Origin of the sequence: Streptomyces cinnamoneus, assembly GCF_002939475.1 — a bacterium.
Taxonomy (GTDB): Bacteria; Actinomycetota; Actinomycetes; order Streptomycetales; family Streptomycetaceae; genus Streptomyces; species Streptomyces cinnamoneus_A.
This window is the reverse complement of the sequence record NZ_PKFQ01000001.1, coordinates 3,310,919-3,337,010: the sequence shown is the minus strand read 5'-3', so window position 1 is coordinate 3,337,010 and position 26,092 is coordinate 3,310,919. Positions and strand designations below refer to the sequence as shown.

Below are 26,092 nucleotides of genomic sequence, written 5' to 3'. Positions count from 1 at the left end.
GAGGATCACTCTCCCGGGCTCGGCGGCCATGGGACGATTTGGACAGTATGGGAGGGGCGTCCGCGGTCTCCCCGGGGGTGTCCTACGGCTTGAGGGAGCGAGCGTGGGCCTGGCGTCGTCGGTGACCGTGCCGTACGCGGCATATCTGCGGGTCTACGAGCCGCTGGCCGCCTTTCCCGAGTCGGAGCGCGAGCACTGGACCCGCTACGCCCGCCGGGAGACCCTTCCCGGCGCCCAGGACGAACTGCGCCGGTCGCTCGCCGATTTGCTGCCCGTGCCGCCCGTGCCCGTTCCGGTGCACGAGAGCGGTGACGCGTTCGTCGCGGTCGTGGACGGCGTGGTGTGCGTCTGCCCCTGGCGGACCAGGCTGCGCGGCTGGCTGGCGCTGGAGGAGCTGGCCGAGCGGCTTCCGCCGCCGGTCCTGGACGCGGCGCTGCCGCCGGTGGTGCGCCGGCAGGCGGAGGCGGACTACGCCCGCTGGCTGGAGCGCAACCCCGACGCCCGGCCGTGGATCAGGACCGCCACCTGGCAGGTCCCGCTGCGCTGGTTCGTGCTCTTCTCGGACGAGGAGCGCGAGTGCGGCAAGGGCGACGCCGGCGAGGGGCTGCGCGTGCGCTACCGCACGCCCATGGTGCAGGCCCGGCGGCGGGTGGCCCGGGGGCTGCGCACGCTCCGGGACGCCATCGAGGAGGGTCCGCTGATCGACGGGCTGGTGGAGGTGGGCAAGTGGCTGGAAGAGTTCCACCCGCGCTCCCTCGTGGAGCTGGACTACGGCGGACTTGTGCATATGGTTCCCGAGGCACAGCTGGCCGAGGACCGCTCCGCGGCCGACGTCGCGGAGGGCCTGGCCGCGTTGCGGGCGGGTGACGGGGCGCGGGCGGCGGCGGCCCACGAGCGGCTGACGACACGTTGGAGGGCGGTGCGGGACCGGCAGTTCGCGAACTGAGGGTCCCCCGGACGGGTGGTGCCGGGACCTAGGTCCTGATCCGGGCCATTGGCACAACCGTGACCTATAGCACTTACTTCAGGTCTTGCGCCCATCGCCCATCCTCGTGGCAAAATAGGACAAGGAGTCTGGGAAGGGCTCCTTCCGCCCAAGTAAGGGCGGATAGTTCGGTATTGCGCTCCTTGGCGGACCTGGTGGCCCCTGATCTGATTGATCCCACTGTGACTGATCGTCACGGTGGCGTGACTGTCCGCTATGGCACGGTCCAGTGGCTTCCGTCGAGGTTGAACACCTGAGAGGGCAATTCCATCGGTTTGGCCGACGTGGCTGGACAGATGGTGTAGTTGTAGTGCCGAGGACAAGCCGTTCGTCCTATAACCGACTCGGCCCGCGTCCGCCATTTCGGGCAACGTGGGTCAAGGTGCAGAATTTAGAGGAAAGAACCGACGCTGTGCTCGGTTCTCCCGAGGAGGCCGCTCATGACCGCTCGCACCCCTGATGCCGAGCCGCTGCTGACCCCGGCTGAGGTTGCCACGATGTTCCGCGTGGACCCGAAGACGGTCACCCGCTGGGCCAAGGCAGGCAAGCTCACGTCCATCCGCACGCTCGGAGGACACCGGCGCTACCGCGAAGCGGAGGTCCGCGCCCTGCTGGCGGGCATTCCGCAGCAGCGCAGCGAGGCCTGACAACTGAATAACCGGGTGATTTCCGGGGCCCCCAACCCGGTAAGCCGCCCAATCGAGCTCCACAGCTCCACCAAGCAGCAGACGACGGGATACCTGCCCCAACAGGTGCCATGCCCACCGACTTGGGCGAGTCGTTGATCGCGCTGGACTCCGCCGGGTCCAGCGCGATCTTTTTTTATGCGCGCCACCGGTGTGCCCGCCGTGGCGGTCCGCCGTGTCCGGGCGGACGGGGCCCGGTGAAGAGAGCGGTGCAATTGCACATATTAAATTGACCGGGTGTAGGAAGGGGGTAAGTTCCCTCACTTCGGGAACTTCTTCGGTGACTCCCGTCACAGCGCAACGTTCTTGTCGCTCATCGTGCCCGTGCGGTAAAGGGCTTGTGAGCCTTGGGGCGGGGCCCCGGAAGCGGGTCCCCGCGCGGCCGCCGGTGCGTGCCGCCTACTCGCCGCCCGCCTCCTCGGCCAGGCGCAGCAGGCGGTGGCAGACCGGGCAGTGTCTGGTCAGGTGGCGGTAGCCGGCCGCGGCGGAGAGGTGGGCGCGCAGCAGCGCCCGGGTCTCATGCCGGATGCTCTCGGCCCGCTTGTAGCCGGTCCGGGTGGTCGTCGTCATGGAGCGCAGCACCTCCCACTGACTGGGTACCCCTGGCACGTGTCGCAGTCAAGGTGGAACGCGAGAAGGCCCGGATCCGTGGAACGGAATCCGGGCCTTCAATCGATGCGGTCCTGACGGGATTTGAACCCGCGGCCTCCACCTTGACAGGGTGGCGAGCACTCCAAACTGCTCCACAGGACCTTGCTTGCTTTCCCGCCTTCGCGGTGCTGCGAAGCAAGACTCTACAGCAGGTCAGGGGGTGCGGTCGAACCCGCGCCCCGTGACGGCGCCCACACGTCGCTACGGCGCCAGCCGGTCGACGGCCTTCACGATGCGCTTGTCCGAGACGGGGTAGGCGGTGCCGAGCGCGTGGGCGAAGTAGCTCACCCGCAGCTCCTCGATCATCCAGCGGATCTCCAGGGCCTCCTGCGGCACCGGACGCCCCTTGGGGAACTGCTCCAGCAGCCAGGCGTACTCGTCCCGCATCTCGTGCACCTTCGCCATCCGGGTGCGGTCCCGCTCGGCGTTCGTGGGCAGCTGCGTCAGCCGCCGGTCCACGGCCACCAGGTAGCGCAGCAGGTCCGGAAGCCTGTGGACGCCGTGGGCCGTGACGAAACCGGGCCGGACGAGGTCCGCGAGCTGTTCCTTGACGTCGGTCAGGGAGGGCACCAGGACCAGGCTCGTGGTCGCCTTGAGCCGGCGCTCGCACGCCTGCCAGGCGGACAGCACCTCCTGCACCCTGCGGATCGTGTCCAGCGTGGCGTCCACGATGTCGGCCCGCACGGCGTCGAACAGCTTGCGGAAGGACTCCTCGTCCCAGGCGGGCCCGCCGTGCGCCGCGATCAGCTTGTCCGCCGCCCCGGAGACGCAGTCGTCGAAGAGCGCCTGGATCGAGCCGTGCGGATTCCGCGACAGGGCGAGCTTCTGCTGGTTGCCCAGCTTGTCCTGGGCGAATTTCGCGGGGTTGGAGGGCAGGTTGAGGAGGATGAGCCGGCGGGTGCCGCGCCACATCGCCTCGCGCTGCTCCGCCTCGGTGTCGAAGAGCCGTACGGCCACCGAGGCGCCCTCGTCGACCAGCGCCGGGTACGCCTTGACCGGCTGGCCGGCCCGGCGCGTCTCGAAGGTGCGGGGCAGCGCGCCGATCGTCCAGCCCGTCAGGCCCGAGCGCTGCTCGGGACCGGCGCCCGTGGTGGCCTCGCCGGCCTTCTCGAAGGCCTTGGTGATCGCCGCCTGGGTCTTCGGCTTGAGCCGCAGCCGCAGCGCCTCCAGGTCCTTGTCCTCGGCGATCTTGCGCTTGCGCTCGTCGACCACCCGGAAAGTGATCTTCAGATGGTCCGGGACCTTGCCGAGGTCGAAGTCCTCCGCCTCCATCCGCACGCCCGTCATCCGGTGCAGCTGACGGGCCAGCGCGGCCGTCAGCGGCTCCTGGAGGGGGACGGCGGCGTCGAGGAAGCGCCGGGCGAAGTCCGGCGCCGGGACGCAGTTGCGGCGGATCGGCTTGGGCAGGGAGCGGATCAGCTCCGTGACCAGGTCCTGCCGCAACCCCGGGATCTGCCAGTCGAAGCCCTCGGCGGAGACCTGGTTCAGCACCTGAAGCGGCACGTGCACGGTCACGCCGTCCGCGTCCGCCCCCGGCTCGAACTGGTACGTCACCTTGAACTTCAGCCGGCCCTGCCGCCAGGAGTCGGGGTAGTCGGCCTTGGTGACGGCCTCGGCGTTCTCGTTGATGAGCATGGAGTGCTCGAAGTTCAGCAACTCCGGCTCGTCGCGGCGCTTGTGCTTCCACCACGAGTCGAAATGCGCGCCCGACACGACGTGCTCGGGCAGCCGCTGGTCGTAGAAGTCGAACAGCGTCTCGTCGTCCACCAGGATGTCGCGACGGCGGGCCCGGTGCTCCAGCTCCTCGACCTCGCCGAGGAGCTTGCGGTTGTCGTGGAAGAACTGGTGGTGCGTCCGCCAGTCGCCCTCCACCAGGGCGTTGCGGATGAACAGCTCACGGCTGGTCTCCGGGTCGATCCGCCCGTAGTTGACCTTCCGCTGCGCCACGATCGGCACGCCGTAGAGCGTCACCCGCTCGTACGCCATCACCGCGGCCTGCTTCTGCTCCCAGTGCGGCTCGCTGTAGGAGCGCTTGACCAGGTGCTGGGCGAGCGGCTCGATCCAGTCGGGCTCGATGCGGGCGTTGACCCGCGCCCACAGGCGTGAGGTCTCCACCAGCTCGGCCGACATCACCCAGCGCGGCGGCTTCTTGAACAGCGCGGAACCGGGGAAGACGGCGAACTTGGCGCTGCGCGCGCCCAGGTACTCGTTGTTCTTCTCGGTGTCCTTCAAGCCGATGTGGGAGAGCAGCCCGGCGAGCAGCGACTGGTGCACCCGCTCGGGCGCCGCCTCCTCCTCGGCCAGGTGGATCCCCATCGTCTTCGCGACCGTGCGCAGCTGGTAGTAGATGTCCTGCCACTCGCGTATGCGCAGGTAGTTCAGATACTCCGACTTGCACATCCGGCGGAACGCCGAGGACGACAGCGTCTTCTGCTGCTCGCGCACGTAGCGCCACAGGTTCAGGAAGGCGAGGAAGTCGCTCGTCTCGTCCTTGAAACGGGCGTGCTGCTGATCGGCCTGCGCCTGCTTCTCCGAGGGCCGCTCGCGCGGGTCCTGGATCGACAGCGCGGCGGCGATGACCATGACCTCGCGGGCACAGCCGTTGCGGTCGGCCTCCAGCACCATCCGGGCCAGCCGGGGGTCGACGGGCAGCTGGGCGAGCTTGCGGCCCATGGGGGTGAGCTTCTTCTTCGGGTCCTTCTGCTGCGGGTCGATCGCCCCCAGCTCCTGCAGCAGGTCGACGCCGTCCTTGATGTTGCGCCGGTCCGGCGGGTCGATGAAGGGGAACTTCTCGATGTCGCCGAGGCCGGCCGCGGTCATCTGGAGGATGACGGAGGCCAGGTTCGTCCGCAGGATCTCCGCGTCCGTGAACTCCGGGCGGGAGAGGAAGTCGTCCTCCGAGTACAGCCGGATGCAGACGCCGTCGCTCGTCCGGCCGCAGCGGCCCTTGCGCTGGTTGGCGCTGGCCTGCGAGACGGGCTCGATCGGCAGCCGCTGGACCTTGGTGCGGTGGCTGTAGCGGGAGACGCGGGCGAAGCCGGGGTCGATGACGTACTTGATGCCCGGCACGGTGAGGGACGTCTCGGCGACGTTCGTCGCGAGGACGATGCGGCGGCCGCTGTGACGCTGGAAGACGCGGTGCTGCTCGGCGTGCGAGAGCCGGGCGTAGAGGGGAAGGATCTCCGTGCCCTGCTGCACGGCTCCGGCGCGGGTGAACTTCTTCTCCAGCGCGTCCGCCGTGTCCCGGATCTCCCGCTCGCCCGAGAGGAAGACCAGGACGTCGCCCGGCCCCTCCTTCTGGAGCTCGTCGACCGCGTCGCAGATCGCGGTGATCTGGTCGCGGTCGGAGTCGGTGGAGTCCTCCTCCAGCAGCGGACGGTAGCGGACCTCCACCGGATACGTGCGCCCCGACACCTCGACGATGGGCGCGTCGCCGAAGTGGCGGGAGAAGCGCTCGGGGTCGATGGTGGCGGAGGTGATGACGACCTTGAGGTCGGGCCGCCGGGGGAGCAGCTGGGCCAGATAGCCCAGCAGGAAGTCGATGTTGAGGCTGCGCTCGTGGGCCTCGTCGATGATGATCGTGTCGTACTGGCGCAGCTCGCGGTCCGTCTGGATCTCCGCGAGCAGGATGCCGTCGGTCATCAGCTTGACCATGGTCTCGCCGCCGACCTGGTCCGTGAAGCGGACCTTCCAGCCGACCGCCCCGCCCAGCGGCGTCCGCAGCTCCTCGGCCACCCGCTCGGCCACGGTGCGGGCGGCGATCCGCCGGGGCTGGGTGTGCCCGATCAGGCCCCTGACCCCGCGGCCCAGCTCCAGGCAGATCTTGGGGATCTGCGTGGTCTTGCCGGAGCCGGTCTCACCGGCGACGATCACGACCTGGTGGTCGCGTATCGCCTCAAGGATCACGTCCTTCTTCTGGCTGACCGGCAGCTGCTCGGGATAGCTGACGGCCGGCACCGCCTCCCGGCGGAGGGCGACGCGCAGCTCGGCCGTTTCGGCCTCCGCCGCGATCTCGGCCAGCACGGCCGCACGGGCCTCGGGCTTGCGGATACGGCGTGCGCCGTCGAGCCGCCGCCCCAGCCGCTGCGCGTCGCGCAGCATCAGCTCGGGCAGGCGGGCGGCGAGGCCGTCGAAAGTGGCGGAGGCAGGCTGCGTAGACATACGAAGTCCAGGATCGCACCACGCGCCGCGAAGCGGCGAACCCATTTCGGGGCGGCACGGCGCCGCCGGAACGCGGCGAACCCACCCGTCGGGCGGCCGGTTCGAAGGAGCCGTCCCGGAAAAGCACTGAGCCCCCCGTCCGAAGACGAGGGGCTCGTTGTGGCTGGGGCCGGGGTCGAACCGGCGACCTTCCGCTTTTCAGGCGGACGCTCGTACCAACTGAGCTACCCAGCCACGCGACCCACGAGGGGTCGCAGCGGTCCTGACGGGATTTGAACCCGCGGCCTCCACCTTGACAGGGTGGCGAGCACTCCAAACTGCTCCACAGGACCATGCTATGTGCGAGCACTAGTCTCGCACACGGTACAGCGTGCCCCCAACGGGATTCGAACCCGTGCTACCGCCTTGAAAGGGCGGCGTCCTGGGCCACTAGACGATGAGGGCTGATGGCCCACCTGGGCGCTTCGCAGCGCCTCGGGGACGTGAGAAGCATATGGGATGCAGGGACCGATCGCCAAAACGGTTTGCCGCGCCCCTCCCGCCCACCCCCCGCGGGGCCTTCGTGCCGGACAATGGCGGCGTGCTGGAGATGACGCGCGAGGACTTCGAGGAACTGGTCGCCGAGGGGCTGGACCGGATCCCGCAGGAGCTGACGCGGCTGATGGACAACGTCGCCGTGTTCGTGGAGGACGAGCCTCCGGCGGAGGCCCCGGACCTGCTGGGCCTCTACGAGGGCACGCCGCTGACCGAACGCGGCGAGTGGTACGCCGGGGTGCTGCCGGACCGGATCACGATCTACCGGGGACCGACGCTGCGGATGTGCGGGTCGCGGGAGGAGGTCGTGGAGGAGGTCGAGGTGACCGTCGTCCACGAGGTCGCCCATCACTTCGGCATCGACGACGAGCGGCTGCACGCGCTGGGCTACGGCTGATCCGGCCGGCGGACCGGACGGGACGGCGGCGGGCGACGCACCCGATCCGGTCGATGCCGACCCGGAACGGTCGCCACCGGGTCAGGGAACGACCGGCCGGGACCCTGCGAGGGCTACGGATGATCGATGGCTGACGCAGAGCCGTCCGGCGTGTCCTGCGCGCACCGGGGTCAGTTGGGCAAGGCGCGTCCCCCGCGCCCCGCACCGAGTCACCCCGAAGGCGGTCCCCCTCATGCGCGCAACATCAGCGCACGCGGCTCCTTTCAGCCGCACTCCGGCGGTCACCCGCATGGCGGCGGTCAGCCGCATCGCGGCCGTGGCCGTCGCCACCCTCGCCCTCGGCGGGTGCATGAGCGTGAGCGACCCCGGACACCCGGGCCCCTCGGGGGCGGGCAAGCAGCGCGAGGCGGGGACGCAGTCGGACGCCGGCATCCAGATCCCGGGCGGCCGTCCGGGGCGTACGGACGCCAAGGCGGTGCGGGGCGGCGCGAGCGGCAGCCCGTCGGCCAAGGGTGGCCGCGCGGAGGCGTCCTCGTCCGCGTCCCCGTCGGCCGCGCCCGGCGCGTCGCCGCCGGCCGGTCACGCCGGCAAGCCGGGCCAGCCGCAGAAGCCGCCGACCGGGCCGGGCCAGGGGGTGACGCCCGCGCCGGGCAAGCCGTCGGCCCCGCCGCAGCCGCCCACCCAGCAGCCGACCCCGCCGGCCCAGCAGACGCCACCGCCGCAGCCGCCGGGCCCCTCCTCCCCGCCGCCCACCCAGCCGGGACCGGCCGGATCGTCCTGAGGGGCCCGGGCCCCCGCCCGGCCGCCCGGCACGGGGTCTGTGGCGCAGGCCATGCGAGGCCGGCTTGCGCTACGGGGCGGTGGGTGCGTATGGTGGTAGATCGTTTGATCCCATTTGCCCGGCGCCTGACAGAAGCGCGCCGTGTGGCGCGTTCCTTACCTTGCCGTGGCTGACCGCATCGAGGCGGTCATTTGTGAAGCCGACACGGAGCTTGGGCGCGTGCCGAAACTCCGGAAGGTTTCGCATTTCGCATGTCCATTTCCACTGACACCACCACCATGCCCGAGGCCGACGAGATGATCGTCGAGGCCGTCGAGGCCGCCGTCGAGACGACCGAGGCCGCCGCCGAGCTGGCCGAGCCGCAGATCACCTTCGGTGACCTGGGCCTGGACGACGCGATCGTCCGCAAGCTCGCCCAGAACGGCGTGACCACGCCCTTCCCGATCCAGGCCGCGACCATCCCGGACGCCCTGGCCGGCAAGGACATCCTCGGCCGTGGCCGCACCGGCTCCGGCAAGACCCTCTCCTTCGGTCTGCCGCTGCTGTCCACCCTGGCCGGCGGTCACACCGAGAAGAAGCGCCCCCGCGGCCTGATCCTCACCCCGACCCGCGAGCTGGCGATGCAGGTCGCCGACGCCCTCCAGCCGTACGGCGACGTCCTCGGCCTGAAGATGAAGGTCGTCTGCGGCGGTACGTCCATGGGCAACCAGATCTACGCCCTGGAGCGCGGCGTCGACATCCTCGTCGCCACGCCGGGCCGTCTGCGCGACATCCTCAACCGCGGTGCCGCCACCCTCGACAAGGTCCAGGTCACCGTCCTCGACGAGGCCGACCAGATGGCCGACATGGGCTTCCTGCCCGAGGTCACCGAGATCCTCGACCAGGTCCCGGCCGGTGGCCAGCGCCTGCTGTTCTCCGCGACGCTGGAGAACGAGATCGACACCCTCGTCAAGCGCTACCTGGTCAAGCCGGTGACGCACGAGGTGGACGCGGCGCAGGGCGCGGTCACCACCATGACCCACCACGTCCTCGTCGTGAAGCCGAAGGACAAGGCCCCGGTCACGGCCGCCATCGCCGCCCGCAAGGGCCGCACGATCATCTTCGTCCGCACCCAGATGGGCGCCGACCGCGTCGCCGAGCAGCTGCTCGACGCCGGTGTCCGCGCGGACGCGCTGCACGGCGGCATGACCCAGGGCGCCCGCACCCGCGTCCTCGAGGACTTCAAGGCCGGCTACGTGAACTGCCTGGTCGCCACCGACGTCGCCGCCCGCGGCATCCACGTCGACGGCATCGACCTGGTCCTCAACGTCGACCCCGCCGGCGACCACAAGGACTACCTGCACCGCTCGGGCCGCACCGCCCGTGCCGGCCAGTCCGGCACGGTCGTCTCCCTGGCCCTGCCGCACCAGCGCAAGCAGATCTTCCGCCTGATGGAGGACGCGGGCGTCGACGCCTCGCGCCACATCGTCGGCGGTGCCGGCGCCTTCGACGAGGACGTCGCCAAGATCACCGGCGCCCGTTCGCTCACCGAGGTGCAGGCGGATTCCGCCGCCAACGCCGCCAAGCAGGCCGAGCGTGACCTCCAGGACCTGACCCGCCAGCTCGAGCGCGCCCAGCGCCGTGCCACCGAGCTGCGCGAGGAGGCCGACCGCCTGGTGGCCCGTGCCGCCCGCGAGCGCGGCGAGGACCCGGAGGCCGCCCTGGCCGCCGCCGCCGAGGCCGCCGAGGCCGAGGCCGCCGCACAGGCGGAGGAGCCGGCTCCGGCCGCGTCCGTGCCGGTGCAGCAGAGCGCGCCCGCATACGAGCGCCGCGACGAGCGGGGCAACTTCGAGCGCCGTGGTGGCGACCGTGGCGGCTTCCGCCGCGACGACCGTGGTGGCGACCGCGGCGGCGACCGCGGTGGCTTCCGTCGTGACGACCGCCGTGATGACCGTGGCGGCTTCCGTCGCGATGACCGTCCCTCGGGCGGCTTCCGCCGTGACGACCGTCCCCAGTCGGGCGGCTTCCGTCGTGACGACCGTCCCCAGTCCGGTGGCTTCCGCCGTGACGACCGTCGCGATGACCGTGGTGGCGACCGTGGCGGCTTCCGCCGTGACGACCGTCCCTCGGGCGGCTTCCGTCGCGACGACCGTCCGTCCGGTGGCTTCCGCCGTGACGACCGCCCGCAGGGTGGTGGCTTCCGCCGCGACGACCGTCCCTCCGGTGGCTTCCGTCGCGACGACCGTCCGTCCGGTGGCTTCCGCCGTGACGACCGTCCGTCGACCGGTAGCGGCTTCCGCTCCGGCGGCAGCGACCGTCCGTTCAACCGCGACCGCCGCGACGACCGCCCCTCCACCGGTGGCTACCGCTCCGGCGGCGACCGCCCGGCCGGCCGTCGTGACGACCACCGTGGTGGCACCGGCACCGGCTCCTTCGGCCGCCGCGACGACAAGCCGCGCTGGAAGCGCAACGGCTGATCCCAGCAGCTGAATTGAGGGCCCGTACGGCGCGATCCGCCGTACGGGCCCTCCTGCGTCCGGGACCCGTACAACCGCTTGAGCCATAAGGACTCGGGCTCCGGTGGTCGGCCGGGCTATGCTGCGGTGTGCGGGCCGTTAGCTCAATTGGCAGAGCAGTGGACTTTTAATCCATTGGTTGTGGGTTCGAGTCCCACACGGCCTACCGCCCGATGAGGTCACTACACCGTTTGTGACCTGCATCTTTTCGCCCCGGCTGGGTTTCTCCAGCCGGGGCGAAGCCATGTTTTCGGCTTCTGCGTGAGCGATGCGTGAGCGGCGGGGCTTTCGGCGGCTGCTGAGCGCGCCCTGGGGACCATCCGCTCGGCAGCCTCGGCGATCTCGCGGTCGGCCTCGGGAAGCAGGCTCGTGTACGTATCCGCGATAAGAGCCCGGGTCGAGTGACGCAGGCTGTCCTTGATCGTGCACATGTCCGCACCGCGGGCACGTGACGCAGATCTCGCAGGTTGATCGGGGGAGTCCGGCTGCCTTGGAGATGCGCCGGAACACCTCGGACGCCTTCTCGGAGCGCAGCCAGGAACCGTCCTCCTCCGTGAAGACCTTGCCTGTGTCGACCCATGCCGCGCCCCACTTGAGGCGTTCTTTGTACTGCCGCACCCGATGGGCCCGCAGAACGGCCACAACGCCGCTGGAGAGGGCGATCGTGCCCGCGCTGCCGTCTGTCCTGGGATCGGACTCGTAGGGCGTCCAGCCGTCCTGTACGAGCTCTTTGGCCACCGCCAGGGTGCGCTGTCCAGGTCCGCGTTCGCCCAGTCCTGGTCAACGCCCTCACCACGTCGCAGGCCGCGGGGAGCGATCAAGTGGAAGAGCGCGTACAGCCGGTGATTCTCGGCTTCGTCCAGGAAGGCGCCGACCTGCGCCGGCGGGCCCGGATGAGCCTGCGTCAGTTGGACGTCGCGCCCCTGCTGACCTGCGCCGGAGTCGCTGATCTGGATTACGGCTCGTCGTCCTGGCCGATTTCCTCGGGACTTGAGGGTTGGCTGACGGTGGGAAACTTGTCGGCTTGTGGCCGTCTCCTGGGGACGGAGCGGGGTCTATGCTGCTGGGTGGATGTCCCAGACCCCGACGGCATGCTATTGCTCGGCACACGGTGCCTGTGGGGAGCGGACTGTTCATCCCTTCACTCAAGGCATCCCGCAGGGAATCAGCTGGGTCCTCGGGCCTGGAACTCGGGCCGCCGGACCAGTGGTTCGCCTGCTTGCCCGAAAGTCACGAACCGGGAGCACAGCAGGAAGTGCCGAAGCCCGGCACCGCCCCCTGGTGCTGCCCCGGCCGGTCTCCTGAACCGAGGCGCTATGCCCGTCCTTGAGATGTTGAACATCTACCGGCGCAACAGGAAGAATCGGGCGCTGATCACCTTGGCCGGTGAGATCGACCAGGTCTCGGCACCTCTGGTGAGTGCGACGCTCGAACGATGCCTGCGCGAGGGCATCCGCACCATCGACGTCGATCTCACCCCTGTCACCTTCTGCGACTGCAGCGGCCTCAACGCCTTCCTCCGTGCCTCGCACCACACCATCGCGGCCGGAGGGTCCCTGCGTCTGCACTACCCACCCCCCACACTGGTCCGGATCCTCACCCTCACCGGCACCGGCCCCCTGCTCCTCGGCCTCTCGGCCGCCCCTGTGGAGTCTCTCCGGCAGGAACGCCCGGGTAGAGGCCTTCCGGCATCACGGCCTTCCCCCGTGCACGGGGCCATCGAACGACGAGGTGCTCTGGTGCCTGCTGTCGCGGGTGGTGTGCTGTGACGGCCCGCTCCGGGCCAGGGCAGGCGCAGAAGCTGGAGGGCTACGCACCGTCGGCGGGAGGCGGGGTGTACTTGCGTGGGCTGAGCCGCTGGCAGGCCGAGGAACAGCGTGAGGATCTGGCGGATCTGTACGTGGAGTCCGCCGACACCAAGCCCGGTGAGGAGTACCGCAGCCGCGAGAGCTTCCTGCGGCGCCTTGCCGATGACGTCCGGCGGCCCGGATTCGACATGGTGATCGCGGAAGCCACGCAGGCAGGGCAGGCGCCGGCCTTGGTGGGGTGCGCCTTCGGGTTTCCCGTGCGGCGGGACGGTGCCTGGTGGCAGGGGTTCTCCGGAGTACTCCCGCAGGACGTCGAGCAGCTGACCGCATCCGGGCACGTTTTCGCGATCACCGAGATCGTGGTCCATCCGCATGAGCGCGACCGCGGGCTCGCCGGTCACCTTCAGGAGCGGCTGCTCACCAGCCATCACGCGTCCCTCGGTGCCACCCTGGTGGATCAGGCCGACCGTGCGGCCTGCGCTGCCTTCCGGTCCTGGGGGTGGCAGGACATCGGAGAGTTCCGCTGGCCGCCCGGCCCCACCGTTCTGCGGGTACTGGTCCTTCCCCTCGGCGAGCGGAGCGCGGCGAAGCCGGACGGCCTGGCGCACAACGCGGACACCGAGCGGCCCCGTGCAGCGGACGGGGTGGACCCCGGGGTGAGGTAACGGCAACCAGGCCGGAAGGTGCACTCCGGCTGGGCCGCCTGCGTCGGCAGCGGGCGGCCCAGTCTCGGTGTCGCTCTCGTGGCGGGGCGGCGTTATCCGATGCAGCCGGGGACGGGGGAGGGGCTGCCGCCGCCGTTCGTGGCCGCGTGACCGCCGCTGAGGGGGGCGGCCTTGAGGGTGAGCCCGCCGGTGGTGCTGACCTGGGCGATGCGGAAGTTGGTTGTCCCGGCGCGGGTGATGGTGTGTGGTTGTGGGTTCGAGTCCCACACGGCCTACCGCTGAGGCCCGGACCGGAGCGCATCCCGGTCCGGGCCTCTTGCCCGCTCGGGCACCGATTCCGTCGCCACGCCGTCGTGGATCCGGTCGGGGCCCGCGCGCGGGCGATAGCGTGTCGATTGGGAACGGGGCCGTCGGTTCGGCTCCCAGGGTCCTCTGGCCAGCTCCTGGCGCAGTCCCCGTTCCCACCCCTTCCCGCCGCTATTTCGTGATCTTGGTGACCTGGCCGGCGCCGACCGTGCGGCCGCCCTCGCGGATGGCGAACTTCAGGCCCTCCTCCATGGCGATGGGCTGGATCAGCTCGACGGACATCGCGGTGTTGTCGCCGGGCATGACCATTTCCTTGTCCTGAGGCAGGGTCACGACGCCCGTCACGTCGGTCGTGCGGAAGTAGAACTGCGGACGGTAGTTGTTGAAGAAGGGGGTGTGCCGGCCGCCCTCGTCCTTGGACAGGATGTAGGCCTGCCCCTCGAAATTGGTGTGGGGGGTGACCGTGCCCGGCTTGATGATGCACTGGCCGCGCTCGACGTCCTCGCGCTTGATGCCGCGCAGCAGCAGACCCACGTTCTCGCCCGCCCGGGCCTCGTCGAGCAGCTTGCGGAACATCTCGATGCCCGTGACCGTCGTGGTGGTCTTCTCCGGGTGGATGCCGATGATGTCGACGGTCTCGTTGACCTTCAGGATGCCGCGCTCGATGCGGCCGGTGACGACCGTGCCGCGGCCGGTGATCGTGAAGACGTCCTCGATCGGCATCAGGAACGGCTTGTCGGTGTCGCGCTCCGGTTCCGGAATGGCTTCGTCCACGGCCTGCATGAGGTCGCGTACGGACTGGCCCCACTTCTCGTCGCCCTCCAGCGCCTTCAGCGCCGAGACGTGGACGACGGGGGCGTTGTCGCCGTCGAACTCGTACTCGTTGAGGAGCTCGCGGACCTCGAGCTCCACGAGCTCCAGGATCTCCTCGTCGTCCACCATGTCGGCCTTGTTCAGGGCCACGACGATGTAGGGCACGCCGACCTGGCGGGCCAGGAGGACGTGCTCCTTGGTCTGCGGCATCGGGCCGTCGGTCGCGGCGACCACGAGGATCGCGCCGTCCATCTGGGCGGCACCGGTGATCATGTTCTTGATGTAGTCCGCGTGACCCGGGCAGTCGACGTGGGCGTAGTGCCGGTTCTCGGTCTGGTACTCGACGTGCGCGATGGAGATGGTGATGCCGCGCTGGCGCTCCTCGGGGGCCTTGTCGATGTTCTCGAAGGCCGAGACCTCGTTGAGGTCCGGGTGGGCGTCGTGCAGCACCTTGGTGATCGCCGCGGTGAGAGTGGTCTTTCCGTGGTCGATGTGACCGATGGTGCCGATGTTGATGTGCGGTTTGGTCCGCTCGAACTTCGCCTTCGCCACTGGAAACTCCTGTTCGCTCGCCTCCGCAGTGCGAAGGGAGGTCGGCGGCCGCCGGTCCCTCGTCGCCCTGCATGGTCCACACCGCGCTCGCGCGCCTGGCACGAGCAGTCCCGTGGATACGCGGAGCGATGCATCCGTCACTCTATGTCGTCGAGGCCCCGCCTGGCGCGCGGCACGTCCCCGGATGGCGGAGCCGCGTCCGGCGCCGCCCGCGAAACGGCCACCCGCCCCCTGCCGGCCGCCGGGCCGCCCGCCGCGGCGGGATGTTCGGGGGACTCGGGTCCGAGCCGGCGCATCCCGCGTGACGCCCGGGTGCGGGCGGGTCCGTCGGGTGCCCTCGCCCCTGTGCCAGTTGGTGAAAACCCCGCCCCTGCCGCGTGTTCGCGCCGCTACGGTAAGTGCGCGGGGTGGGTGTCGGGCGTGACGAGGCCGGGAGGTCGACTGGCATGGCGAAGACGCGAGCGGGCGGGGGCGAGGGCGAGAGCAGGGGCTGCGGCGAGCCGGACGGCCCCGACGGCCGCGAGCTGTCCCCCGCGGAGCAGGTGGAGGAGCTGCTGAAACGGGCCCAGAACGGGTTCGAGGTCGGCGAGCCCGTGCTGGACCGGCTGCGCACGGCGCTGATGCACCAGACCGAACTCCGCTCGTACCGCCAGCGCAACGACGACCGGCGGCCCCTGCGCTGCAACACCTACCGGCACATCTTCCTGCTCGCCGACGGCAGCAGCCTGCTGCTGTACGAGCTCGAGCACGACACCGGGCCGCAGGAGCGCTTCCTCTACGAGCTGTACACCCATGAGGACCCCCTCGACGCCGCCGAGCGCCGGGTCCACGACCGGATCGGCGGCGGGGGCATCGGGCCGGGCAGCGAGGCCGAGGAGCTGCCGGCCTGGCTCGCGGAGGAGCTGCTGCTCGCGATGGGTCCGACGCGGCCCCGCCGGGAGTACGTGTCCGAGGCGTCGCCCGACCACGCCCGCCGCCTGCTGCGCCGCGCGGAGAACGCCGACGGGCCCGGCGAGGTGGTGCGCGAGCTGCTCCAGGGGGCGCTCGGCCACCACATCGCGCTGATCACCAAGCCGAGGCGCCGGGGCGCGGGCCGGGACGCCACCTGGTGCCGCTTCTACGAGCACGCGTTCCTGCTGGAGGGCGGTGGCGAGGTCAGCCTGTGGGAGCTGGAGCACAACATGACGGCCGACGGGCGGCTCGTCTGCGAGGTCTACCTCGACGAGGCGGAGGCCGAGGTGGCCGCGGACCGCCACGCGCGGGCCCAGGGCGTGGAGTTATAGGGCCGGGGTCCAGGAGCCGGCGGGGCCGGGGGAGAGGGGCGGGGGAGGCGGGGTGCGAGGGGACTCGTTGGGGCCGCCGCCTTTCGTGTGCTACGATTGTTCGAGTTGCAGTTGTGGTACCCATGAACTCGTGTGCGCCTCGGTTATGTAGCCGATGGCGCATTTTTGTTTTCGCCGGTCTGTTCCGTCTGGCGTTCTGTGGGCCCACGCCATTCATTAAGGAGACGACATGGCGACTGGCACCGTGAAGTGGTTCAACTCGGAAAAGGGCTTCGGCTTCATCGAGCAGGACGGCGGCGGCCCCGACGTCTTCGCCCACTACTCGAACATCACCTCCAACGGCTTCCGTGAGCTGTTCGAGGGCCAGAAGGTTTCCTTCGACGTCACGCAGGGCCAGAAGGGCCTGCAGGCGGAGAACATCGTCACCATCTGACGAACCGACGCTTTCGATGGGGCCCGCACCACTGGGTGCGGGCCCCATTGTCACGCTCGTCCACCAGGGGGCTAGGCACCCCATCCAGGGAAGGTCCCCGCATGACTCGCTCTGCCGCACGCCCCGGTCACTCCGAGCGCCCCGATCGCCCTGATCGTCCGGGCCGCTCCGGCCGCTCCCGCTCCGCGAACCGCCCCTCGGGCCGTGCCGGGGGCCGCTCCGAGGCGCCCTCGCGCCGCTCCGCCCCCCAGCAGGGCGGCGAGTTCGAGACTCCGGTCGCCACGACGCCCGCGCTGCCGGCCGTCGAGTCCTTCGCCGCGCTGGACATGCCCGCCGCCCTCCTCTCCACGCTGACGCGGGAGGGCGTCACCGAGCCCTTCCCGATCCAGGCGGCGACCCTGCCCAACTCGCTGGCCGGCCGTGACGTCCTCGGCCGCGGCCGCACGGGCTCCGGCAAGACCCTCGCCTTCGGCCTCGCGCTCCTCGCCCGCACGGCGGGGCGGCGCGCCGAGGCGGGACGGCCGCTGGCGCTCGTCCTCGTCCCCACGCGCGAGCTGGCCCAGCAGGTCACCGACTCCCTCAGCCCGTACGCCACCGCGGTCAACCTGCGGACGGTCACGGTCGTCGGCGGCATGTCCATCGGCCGCCAGGCGCAGACCCTCGCGCGCGGCGCCGAGGTGCTCGTCGCGACGCCGGGACGGCTCGCGGACCTCATCCAGCGCGGTGACTGCCGGCTCGACGACGTGGCGATCACGGTGCTCGACGAGGCCGACCAGATGGCCGACATGGGCTTCCTGCCGCAGGTCACCCGGCTGCTCGACCAGGTGCGGCCGGACGGTCAGCGGATGCTGTTCTCCGCGACCCTCGACCGCAACGTCGACCGGCTCGTGCGGCGCTTCCTCACCGACCCGGTGACGCACTCCGTCGACCCGTCGGCGGGCGCGGTGGTCACGATGGAGCACCACCTGCTGCACCTCGCGGACGACACCGTGAAGAAGGCGGCCGTCACGCGGATCGCGGCGCGCGAAGGCCGCGTGATCATGTTCGTGGACACCAAGCGCGGTGCGGACCGCCTGGTCAAGCGGCTGCTGTCGCAGGGCGTCCGGGCCGCGGCGCTGCACGGCGGCAAGAGCCAGCCGCAGCGCAACCGCGTGCTGGAGCAGTTCCGGACCGAGCAGGTCACGGCGCTGATCGCCACCAACGTCGCGGCGCGCGGCATCCACATCGACGGCCTGGACCTCGTCGTCAACATCGACCCCCCGGTCGACCACAAGGACTACCTCCACCGCGGCGGCCGCACGGCCCGCGCCGGCGAGTCGGGAACGGTGGTCACGCTCGTGCTGCCGGAGCAGCGGCGCGAGATGAGCCGGATGATGGCGACGGCGCAGATCACGCCGAACGCCGTCCGGGTGAACCCCGAGGACGCGGAGCTCGTGCGGATCACGGGCGCGCGGGAGCCCAGCGGGGTGCCGGTGGTGATCGCCCCGCCGCAGCAGCCGCAGCCGCAGAAGCGTGCGCCGCAGGCGCAGTCCTCGTCGCGGCGCCAGCCGCAGCGGCAGGCCGGCCGGGCGCGTCCCGGCGGCTCCGGCCGCCCGCGCCGCCGTGGCGGCAGCGGTGGCGGTGCGGGCGGCGGGACCGCCGGCAACGGCGGCGGCCGCAACCCCCGCCCCACGGCGGGCTGACCGAATGAACCCGAGCGCCCGTCCACCGGCTGACCGACAGCCGGTGGGCGGGCGCTCGTCATTTCCCCACGCCCGTGGCGGGTGGTGCGGCGGGGTCATCACCCGCACCGTCCGTATTCACGCGAATAAAGATTGACGATCAACGGGCGAGTGACGCTGACGGACAACTGACAAGTGATCAAGTCCGGCATCGCGTGAACTCTCCTCAAGAACCGTACGGATTCGCGCTTTCGGCTTGGAAAGCAGCAGCCTCGTCTATTAACGTTCGATAACGCAGCGCGGTTGTTGTCACCGCCGCAAGAGGCGGCGCCGTGCGCCTTCGCCGAATCCCGTGGGCGGAACCGGGGGGGCCATCACACCGGGGTGGGTCGGACCGCACGCCGGCCCGTAGGAGACCTTCCTGCTCCGCACTCCCCCCAGAGCCCGAACGGCCTGGGAGCGGCTCCCACGCTCGACCCGGTAGGCGAGTGGGTAGGAAAGGAGTGCGCCCCCGTGGCGTCCAACGGCTCAGGCTTCGACGGTAGTTCGTACGAACCGCACGACCCCTACGACCCGTACGATCCCTCGGCCGAGTGGAACCCCGCCGAGGAGACCGCCGCCCCCTCCGGCCGCGGCAGACACCGCGTCGTGAAGCAGCGCGGCGGCACGGTCGCGCGCGGCAGCGCGGTGCTCGGCGTCGGGGTGATCGCGGCGGTCGGCGCGGGCGGAATGGCGAGCGCCCAGGACCGTCCGGCGGCGCCGATATCCGTGCCGGACCTGGTCCAGGGAATTCCGGGCGTCGGCGCGCTGATAGGTGGCGGCGAAGAACGGGATTCGGCTTCCGGGGCCGGTTCGGAGGCGGCTTCCGGGACCGGTGAATCCGGTGCTTCGGACGGTTTCCGCGACGCTCGTGGTTCCGGTGGCGCCGGCGGTTCCCACGATCGTTCCGGCGCGCGGGAGGACTCCGGGGCCGGGGAGGCCGGTGTCACGGTGGCCGCCACCCGTGACGCGGCGGACGCCGGCGAGGTCCTGCGCGCCCGCATCCTCCAGCAGGCCGAACGGCAGCAGGCGGCCGCCGAGGAGGCGGCCCTGGACAAGGAGGCGCACGCGGCGGCCGAGACGCACCGGAAGGCGGCCGCGGAGCGCGTCGAGGCGTTCGAAGCGGAGCGGGCGGAGGCGGAAGCGGAAGCCGAGGCGGCGGCCGCGCGGGTGGAGAAAGAAGAGGCCCAGGCACCCGTCGGCGGCGGAGGTGCGCAGACGGCGGGGCACGCGGCGGGGCACGCGGCGCCCGGGAAGCGCCAGGCCGCCCCGGCGTCCGGTCGCACCGCCCCGCGGGGCGCCTTGGGTGCGTACACCCTCCCCGTGGGCTCGTACACCCTGACCGCCGGCTTCGGGCAGGCGGGGAACATGTGGTCGGCGAACCACACGGGGGAGGACTTCGCCGCCCCGACCGGCACCCCGGTCAAGGCGGTCGGCGGCGGCACGGTCACCCAGGCGGGCTGGGCGGGGGCCTACGGCTACCGGATCGTCCTGACGCTCGATGACGGGACGCAGCTCTGGTACTGCCACCTGTCGTCGATGGTCGTCACCTCCGGCAAGGTCGCCCCCGGCACCGTCATCGGCCGGGTCGGGGCGACCGGCAACGTCACCGGCCCCCACCTGCACCTGGAGGTCAGGCCGGGCGGCGGGGCGCCGGTCGACCCGCTGTCGTGGCTGCGGGGCCGCGGCCTGCAACCGTAGCGAGGCAGTCGGGCGACAATGTCGCCGCGTTGGGCTTTTGTCCCGATTCACGTGAATGTTCTGCGTTCGATCGGGAAATCAGGTGATGTGACGACGACCGCGAGGACGATCACTACGTCCGTTCCCGCCCGCCTGGACCGGCTCCCCTGGTCCCGGTGGCATTGGACCGTGGTGATCGGCCTCGGCACGGTGTGGGTACTGGACGGCCTGGAGGTCACGGTCGTCGGCAACATCGCGGGTCGCCTGTCCGAGCAGGGCAGCGGCCTGTCGATCTCGTCCGGCGGAGTGACGGGCCTGGCGGCGGCCCTCTATGTGGCGGGCGCCTGTTCCGGCGCCCTCTTCTTCGGCAGGCTGACCGACCTCTTCGGCCGCAAGAGGCTGTTCATGGTGACGCTCGCGGTCTATCTGACCGCGACGGCGCTGACCGCGCTCTCGTACTCCTCCTGGTGGTTCTTCGCCTTCCGCTTCCTGACGGGATTCGGCATCGGCGGGGAGTACGCGGCCATCAACTCGGCTATCGACGAGCTGATCCCCGCCGTCTACCGCGGCCGCGTCGACCTGATCATCAACGGCAGCTTCTGGCTCGGAGCCATCGCGGGTTCGCTGCTGTCGATACTCATGCTCGATACGAGCATCTTCGCGAAGCACGTCGGCTGGCGCCTGACCTTCGCGCTCGGCGTCGTGCTGGGTCTGGTGATCCTGCTCGTCCGCAGACATGTGCCCGAAAGCCCACGATGGCTGTTCATCCACGGCCGTGAGGAGGAGGCCGAAGAGCTCGTCACGCTGATCGAGGAGCGCGTGACGCTGGAGAAGGGCGCCCCGCTGCCGCCCGCCAAGGGCCGGCTCGTCATCCGGCAGCGCGAGAGCTTCGGCTTCCGCGACATCGCGCGCACGGTCTTCTCCGACTACCGGCGCCGGGCGGTGCTGGGGCTCGCCCTCTTCATCGGCCAGGCCTTCCTCTACAACGCGATCACCTTCGGCTTCGGCGCGATCCTCACCCGTTTCTTCGGGGTCTCCACCTCCCGCACCGGCTACTTCTTCGCGGTGATAGCGGTGGGCAACTTCCTCGGGCCGCTCTTCCTGGGGAAGCTCTTCGACACCGTCGGCCGGCGCATCATGATCTCGTCGACGTACCTGCTGGCCGGAGTGCTCCTCTTCGGCACCGCCTGGCTCTTCGGCGACGGCAGGCTGAACGCCGTGACGCTGACGGCCTGCTGGGCGGTCGTGCTCTTCTTCGCCTCCGCGGGCGCGAGCAGCGCCTACCTCACCGTCTCCGAGATCTTCCCGATGGAGACCCGGGCCATGGCCATCGCCTTCTTCTACGCGGTGGGCACGGCGGTGGGCGGCATCAGCGGCCCCCTGCTCTTCGCCTCGCTCACCCAGAGCGGAGTCGTCGGCGACACCGTGCTGGCCTTCAGCATCGGCGCGGGCCTGATGTGCGGGGGCGGCGTGATCGCGGCCTTCCTGGCCGTACGGGCGGAGGGCCGCTCCCTGGAGGACATCGCCGCGCCGTTGTCGGTGACGTCGGCAGACCCCCTGCCGGCCCCGGCGCCGGCTGAATAGCCACAGCGGTCCGCGGCGCCCGGAATAGCAAGCAGGGTACGTGTGTTGGCGTACTGCATGGCTGACAATCACCGTAAGATCGGCACGCTCACCGTCCATCCGCTGGCGCTCGGCGGCAACGTCTTCGGCTGGACGGCCGACGAGAAGCAGTCGTTCGCCGTGCTCGACGCCTACGCCGAGGCGGGCGGCAACTTCATCGACACGGCCGACGTGTACTCCGCCTGGGTGCCCGGCAACGAGGGCGGCGAGTCCGAGACCATCATCGGCGACTGGCTGGCGGCCCGCGGCAACCGCGCCGACATCGTCGTGGCCACCAAGGTGGGCAACGGCTTCCCGGAGCACCACGGCCTGGCACCGGACACCATCAAGAAGGACGTCGAGGCCTCCCTGCGCCGTCTGCGCACGGACTACATCGACCTTTACTACACGCACGTCGACGACACGTCCGTGCCGGTGGAGGACATCATCTCCACGCTGGACGCCCTGGTGAAGGAGGGCAAGGTCCGCGAGATCGCCGCCTCCAACATCACGGCGGACCGCCTGAGGGAGTCGCTGGACTTCTCCTCCCGCGCCGGCCTCGCCCGCTACGTGGCCGTTCAGCCCCACTACAACCTGGTCTCCCGCGACACCTACGAGGGCGAGCTGGCGGACGTCTCCGCCGAGCACGGCCTGGCCGCCGTCCCCTACTTCGCCCTGGCGTCGGGCTTTCTGACCGGCAAGTACCGCCCGGGCACGACCGTGGAGAGCGCACGGTCGGGCGGCGCGGTGAAGTACCTGGAGACGGAGCGCGGACTCAAGGTCCTGGCCGCCCTGGACGAGGTGGCCGCGGCCCACGACGCCGAGCTCGCCACGGTCGCCCTGGCCTGGCTCGCCGCCCAGCCCACGGTCGCCACCCCCCTGGCCAGCGCCCGCACGGTCGACCAGCTCGCCCCGCTCCTCGCGGTCGCGGACCTGGAGCTGACGGACACGGAGCTGGCGAAGCTGACGCAGGCGTCGGCGTAAGAGCCGTTACGGGCGTACGGACACACGGGGGTCCGTACGCCCGTAACTTCACGCGACGCGCCGCTCCACGGCCCACGACGCGAGGGCCACCCCGCCGGCGACGGCGAACACCGAGGGCCAGGCACCGATCTTCTTGGCGAGCGGATGCGACCCGGCGAACGCGGCGACGTACAGTCCGGTGAGCGAGGCGGCCGCCCCGCTCCCGGCCACGTCCCTCCACTGCCGGGCGGCCACAGCCCCGGCGGCGGCCAGAGCCACCCCGCCGAGCGGCCGCTTCCTGGTCCACCGGGCGACGGCGTAACCGCCGACGAGCCCGCTGGCGGCCACGAGGGGCGTGGGAACTCCTGTCATTGCCGCAACCTCCACGTCAGAGTCGTTGATCAAGGCACCACGCTACGCCGCGGGCGCTTGGGATCAGCCGGCGGCGACGGCGGAATACGTCTGCACGTCGGCCGGCATCTCGTGCTGGAGCTTCCAGGTGATGCCCATGGGATTGCTCCCCTCATGGGAGACGTACTCGGCCGGACCGAGCAGCATCCACGGCTGGGCCCCGCCAATGTCGTTCTTCTTGTACCGGCGTACGAACAAGAAGACGGCCGAGCCGTTCGCTTGGTGCGTCTGGTAGCGGACACCGGTGGGCGAGGTGCTGGACGTCTGGTTCTGGGACTCCCAGTGGAAGAGCTCAGAGCTCTTTGCGTAGTCCTTGTAGCGCGTCTCGGGGGAGAAGTCCTTTGCGTCCTTCTCCAAGGTGATCAGCAACGCGTCGATCTTTGCGTCCTCACACCACTTCACCCCTTCGCGGAAGTGCCCAGGGACGAAGCCGCCCACGCTGGCTTGCCCCAGTGCGGGCAGGATCTCCTCTCGGCTGTAGGAGGCGTGAACGGCGAGGGGAAGGGTGGCGTGCCGTCCCTCAAGGGCTACCGGAAGGTGCTCGGTGCGCTCCAGGTTGGAGTGGAGCACCTGCCGCAGCTCGCTGCGGAACGCGGTCTGTTCCGCCAAGGTCGCGAAGCCCTGGGCGTATGAGTCAAAACCGCCTCCGAGGGGCCACAGGCTGAAGAACAGCATGCGGGCGTAGGCCCGTGTTGGCTCATCGAGGGCCTCGTACGCTGGTGCATCGTCTTCCAGCATCCGGCTGTACGCCGCCACCCGTGCCGGATCGTCGACGTGCAGGAAGGCGGACACCCGCTTGAGCAGTGCCTCCTCGCCCTCTGGCCCGGTCTCGGGGAGGAGGCCAGCCCTGCGCAGCAAACGAGTCCAGGAGTTGTTCGAGCGGTAGAGCTCCTGGAGCTCGCGCTGGCTTTCCCGCAGATAGTCCGCCAGCTTCGGTTCGGCATAGGCGGCAACCTCCCGGGCCAGCTGTGTGACGTTGACGCTGAGCTGGCTCTTGATGTTGCCGATGATGCGGTCCCGAGACTTCCGGTCCAGCACGATCTGACAGCCCGAAGGCAGCAGAGGGAAGCCATGCTCGATGCTGTCCAGCAACCGCTTGCGGGTGAGATTGGTCAGGGCCCGGAACTGCTCTTCGAAGCGGAACTCCTTGCGGTGCTGCCCGATGAAGTCGAGCACGGTCAGCACGGCCTTGTCCGGGGTGCGCCGCAAGCCTCGGCCAAGCTGCTGAAGAAAGACGGTGGCGCTGGAGGTGGGGCGCAGCAGGAGCAGCGTGTCCACGTCCGGGATGTCCAGCCCTTCATTGAACAGGTCGACGGAGAAGAGGACCTGGATCTTGCCGTCCCGCAGGTCAGCCAGTGCCTGTGCACGCTCCGGTGCGGGGGTGGTCCCATCCAGTGCCCGGGCGTCAAAGCCGGCCTGCTGGAAGAACTCGGCCATGAACCGGGCGTGGGCTACAGAGACACAGAACCCCAAGGCGCGTATGGAGCTCGGCTCGGCGATTTTGTCCTGAATGGCTTTAACCACCAGGCGGGCGCGGGCGTGGTTCCCAGTGAAGAGCCTGTCTAGTTCTCCGGTGTCATAGGCGCCACGCTTCCACGTCAGGCCATCCAGATCCACGTTGTCGGCAATGCCAAAGTAGTGGAAGGGGCTGAGCAGGTCGTTCTCCAGCGCTTCCCACAGCCGCATCTCAGCTGCGACGCGACCGTCGAAGAACTCGTCTTGGACGTTGCGACCGTCCATGCGTTCCGGGGTTGCCGTCAGACCGAGCAGCTCCATCGGCTTGAAGTGGTCGATGATGCGGCGGTACGTGGGGGAAACGCCGTGATGGAACTCGTCGATGACGATCACATCGAAGTGGTCTGGAGCGAGGCCTTCGAGTGACCGGGCGTTGAGGGACTGGACGCTAGCGAAGACATGGGTCCACTGCTCGGGGACTTCGCCCCCAACGGACAGTTCACCGAAGTTCGCGTCGTTCAGGACGTCCTGGTAGGTGCGCAGTGACTGCTTCAGGATTTCCTGGCGGTGGGCGACGAAGAGGAGCTTGAGATCGCGACCCTGGTGCTTCCTCTTGAGCTCCCGGTAATCGAGGGCAGCCATCACTGTTTTGCCGGTACCGGTCGCTGCGACAAGGAGGTTCCGATGACGGTCGTGGACGTCCCGCTCGATCTGAAGCTGCTCGAGCATGTCTCTCTGGTGGGCGTACGGCCGCACCTCAAGCCCAGACAGACTGATGGTCCGGGCGTCGGCCCGCTGCTTGCCGCCAGCTTGCTGAAGGGCGGCGTCCAACCTCTCGGCGTCCGTATCGGGGTCGTACGTCTCGAAGGCGGGCTCGCTCCAATAGGAGTCGAAGGTGGCCTCGAACTTCCTGAGGACAGCAGGGGTGGCTACGGAAGACAGCCGTACGTTCCACTCCAGGCCGTCTAGGAGCGCCGCCCGTGAGAGGTTGGAGCTGCCGACGTAAGCGGTGTCATAGCCGCTGTTCCTCCGGAAGAGCCAGGCTTTTGCGTGAAGCCGAGTGGAGCGCAGCTCGTAGTTGACCTTGACCTCGGCGTTGAACTCCCTGACCAACCGGTCCAGCGCCTTGCGCTCCGTGGCCCCGATGTACGTGGTCGTGATGACGCGGATGGGCATTCCCCGGGCGGCGGCGCTCTTGAGCGCTTCCTCCAAGACGCGCAGGCCGTGCCACTTCACGAAAGCGCAGAGCAGGTCGACACGGTCGGCCGTCGCCAGCTCGGCACGCAGCTCGAATCCGAGATTCGGGTCTTCTGGAGAGTTGGTGAGGAGCGCCGTGTCGGAGAGCGGCGTCGCCGGGCGTATGGCGTATGCGCCAGGAGCCTCCTGCTCGGCAATGGCCAACAAATGGCGGGGACCGTCCGCGATCACGTCGACCCACTGCTTTGCCCCGTCCAGCGTGCTCATGGACTCGAGGATGTGGTTGGCAGCCGTGACCTGCTCGGCTGGGGGCAAGCCGGCAAGGATCTGCTGGACCGTCTCGGCGATATGGCGTGCGAGCACGTGAGGGGTTGACTGCTCACCGACCTGCTGGTCGATGGCCTTCCAGCCGTTGGCCTGCAGTTGCTGGAGGTGCCCCTCAAGACGGGACGTGACCAGCCGTTCGTACAGGCCGGGTACGGGTGTTGCATGGTCTGCGAAGTGCCGGTTCATCGTGCGCCCCCTCGTCTCCCC

The 26,092-nt window shown here is 70.1% G+C and carries 18 protein-coding genes and 5 tRNA genes; 14 read left to right on the top strand and 9 right to left on the bottom strand.

Translation table 11 applies throughout. The features are described 5' to 3' along the window. Positions 1-103: 103 nt before the first annotated feature. Positions 104-946 carry a DUF8083 family protein gene (locus tag CYQ11_RS14400; RefSeq protein WP_099200144.1) on the top strand — a complete coding sequence of 281 codons (843 nt, stop codon included), beginning with the start codon at positions 104-106 and terminating at the stop codon, positions 944-946. 479 nt (positions 947-1,425) lie between these two features. After that, positions 1,426-1,632, top strand: coding sequence for a developmental transcriptional regulator BldC (bldC, locus tag CYQ11_RS14395; RefSeq protein WP_003949541.1), 207 nt, complete (start codon positions 1,426-1,428; stop codon positions 1,630-1,632). Between the two features lie 438 nt (positions 1,633-2,070). On the opposite strand, the gene CYQ11_RS29530 is transcribed toward bldC, so the two are convergent. The 6 genes from CYQ11_RS29530 to CYQ11_RS14370 form a co-directional block, all read right to left on the bottom strand. Continuing rightward, positions 2,071-2,241: a DUF6274 family protein gene (locus tag CYQ11_RS29530; protein WP_181143662.1), complete on the bottom strand. Its 171-nt coding sequence runs from the start codon at positions 2,239-2,241 to the stop codon at positions 2,071-2,073. 108 nt (positions 2,242-2,349) lie between these two features. Then, a tRNA-Asp gene (locus CYQ11_RS14390) sits at positions 2,350-2,424 on the bottom strand. Positions 2,425-2,523: 99 nt separating this feature from the next. Further along, complete coding sequence (hrpA, locus tag CYQ11_RS14385) at positions 2,524-6,483, bottom strand: ATP-dependent RNA helicase HrpA (RefSeq protein ID WP_099200146.1); 3,960 nt, start codon at positions 6,481-6,483, stop codon at positions 2,524-2,526. 160 nt (positions 6,484-6,643) lie between these two features. Continuing rightward, positions 6,644-6,717 (bottom strand) — tRNA-Phe (locus tag CYQ11_RS14380). A 23-nt stretch (positions 6,718-6,740) separates the two neighbouring features. Next, a tRNA-Asp gene (locus tag CYQ11_RS14375) sits at positions 6,741-6,815 on the bottom strand. 39 nt (positions 6,816-6,854) lie between these two features. After that, positions 6,855-6,927: transfer RNA gene (locus tag CYQ11_RS14370), tRNA-Glu, on the bottom strand. Positions 6,928-7,063: 136 nt separating this feature from the next. On the opposite strand from CYQ11_RS14370, the gene CYQ11_RS14365 reads away from it, so the two are divergent. The 6 genes from CYQ11_RS14365 (at position 7,064) to CYQ11_RS14340 (ending at position 13,163) form a co-directional block, all read left to right on the top strand. Beyond that, positions 7,064-7,414, top strand: coding sequence for a metallopeptidase family protein (locus CYQ11_RS14365; RefSeq protein ID WP_181143661.1), 351 nt, complete (start codon positions 7,064-7,066; stop codon positions 7,412-7,414). Between the two features lie 232 nt (positions 7,415-7,646). Then, the gene (locus CYQ11_RS29525; RefSeq protein WP_181143660.1) at positions 7,647-8,195 is read left to right on the top strand and encodes a hypothetical protein; all 549 of its coding nucleotides are present in this window, start codon (positions 7,647-7,649) and stop codon (positions 8,193-8,195) included. Between the two features lie 251 nt (positions 8,196-8,446). Further along, positions 8,447-10,651, top strand: a complete 2,205-nt coding sequence (locus CYQ11_RS14355; RefSeq protein WP_099200149.1) for a DEAD/DEAH box helicase — start codon at positions 8,447-8,449, stop codon at positions 10,649-10,651. A 132-nt stretch (positions 10,652-10,783) separates the two neighbouring features. Further along, positions 10,784-10,856, top strand: a tRNA-Lys gene (locus CYQ11_RS14350). A 1,150-nt stretch (positions 10,857-12,006) separates the two neighbouring features. Beyond that, complete coding sequence (locus CYQ11_RS14345; RefSeq protein ID WP_099200151.1) at positions 12,007-12,459, top strand: STAS domain-containing protein; 453 nt, start codon at positions 12,007-12,009, stop codon at positions 12,457-12,459. A gap of 65 nt (positions 12,460-12,524) precedes the next feature. Next, complete coding sequence (locus tag CYQ11_RS14340) at positions 12,525-13,163, top strand: hypothetical protein (RefSeq protein WP_240003470.1); 639 nt, start codon at positions 12,525-12,527, stop codon at positions 13,161-13,163. 477 nt (positions 13,164-13,640) lie between these two features. Here CYQ11_RS14340 and tuf read toward each other — a convergent pair whose 3' ends face one another. Further along, positions 13,641-14,834: an elongation factor Tu gene (gene tuf, locus CYQ11_RS14335; RefSeq protein WP_099200152.1), complete on the bottom strand. Its 1,194-nt coding sequence runs from the start codon at positions 14,832-14,834 to the stop codon at positions 13,641-13,643. 446 nt (positions 14,835-15,280) lie between these two features. Between tuf and CYQ11_RS14330 the strand changes: the two genes are divergently transcribed. From CYQ11_RS14330 to CYQ11_RS14305, 6 genes are all read left to right on the top strand, one after another. Next, positions 15,281-16,117 (top strand): DUF6227 family protein, encoded by an 837-nt coding sequence (locus CYQ11_RS14330; protein WP_181143659.1) that lies wholly within the window; start codon positions 15,281-15,283, stop codon positions 16,115-16,117. 229 nt (positions 16,118-16,346) lie between these two features. Beyond that, positions 16,347-16,550, top strand: coding sequence for a cold-shock protein (locus CYQ11_RS14325; RefSeq protein WP_099200154.1), 204 nt, complete (start codon positions 16,347-16,349; stop codon positions 16,548-16,550). Positions 16,551-16,651: 101 nt separating this feature from the next. Then, a complete protein-coding gene (locus CYQ11_RS14320) occupies positions 16,652-18,232 on the top strand; it encodes a DEAD/DEAH box helicase (protein ID WP_099200155.1) in 1,581 nt (526 codons plus the stop codon). Positions 18,233-18,724: 492 nt separating this feature from the next. Then, the gene (locus CYQ11_RS14315) at positions 18,725-19,951 is read left to right on the top strand and encodes a peptidoglycan DD-metalloendopeptidase family protein (protein WP_099200157.1); all 1,227 of its coding nucleotides are present in this window, start codon (positions 18,725-18,727) and stop codon (positions 19,949-19,951) included. A gap of 87 nt (positions 19,952-20,038) precedes the next feature. Beyond that, entirely contained in the window at positions 20,039-21,514 is a 1,476-nt protein-coding gene (locus tag CYQ11_RS14310) for an MFS transporter (RefSeq protein ID WP_240003471.1), read from the top strand. A 57-nt stretch (positions 21,515-21,571) separates the two neighbouring features. Then, complete coding sequence (locus CYQ11_RS14305; protein WP_099200161.1) at positions 21,572-22,516, top strand: aldo/keto reductase; 945 nt, start codon at positions 21,572-21,574, stop codon at positions 22,514-22,516. Positions 22,517-22,564: 48 nt separating this feature from the next. Here the strand turns inward: CYQ11_RS14305 and CYQ11_RS14300 are convergent, their stop codons facing one another. Both CYQ11_RS14300 and CYQ11_RS14295 read right to left on the bottom strand, forming a co-directional pair. Next, entirely contained in the window at positions 22,565-22,867 is a 303-nt protein-coding gene (locus CYQ11_RS14300) for a hypothetical protein (protein WP_099200163.1), read from the bottom strand. A gap of 63 nt (positions 22,868-22,930) precedes the next feature. Next, the gene (locus CYQ11_RS14295; RefSeq protein ID WP_099200165.1) at positions 22,931-26,071 is read right to left on the bottom strand and encodes a DEAD/DEAH box helicase; all 3,141 of its coding nucleotides are present in this window, start codon (positions 26,069-26,071) and stop codon (positions 22,931-22,933) included. Between the last annotated feature and the right edge of the window lie 21 nt (positions 26,072-26,092).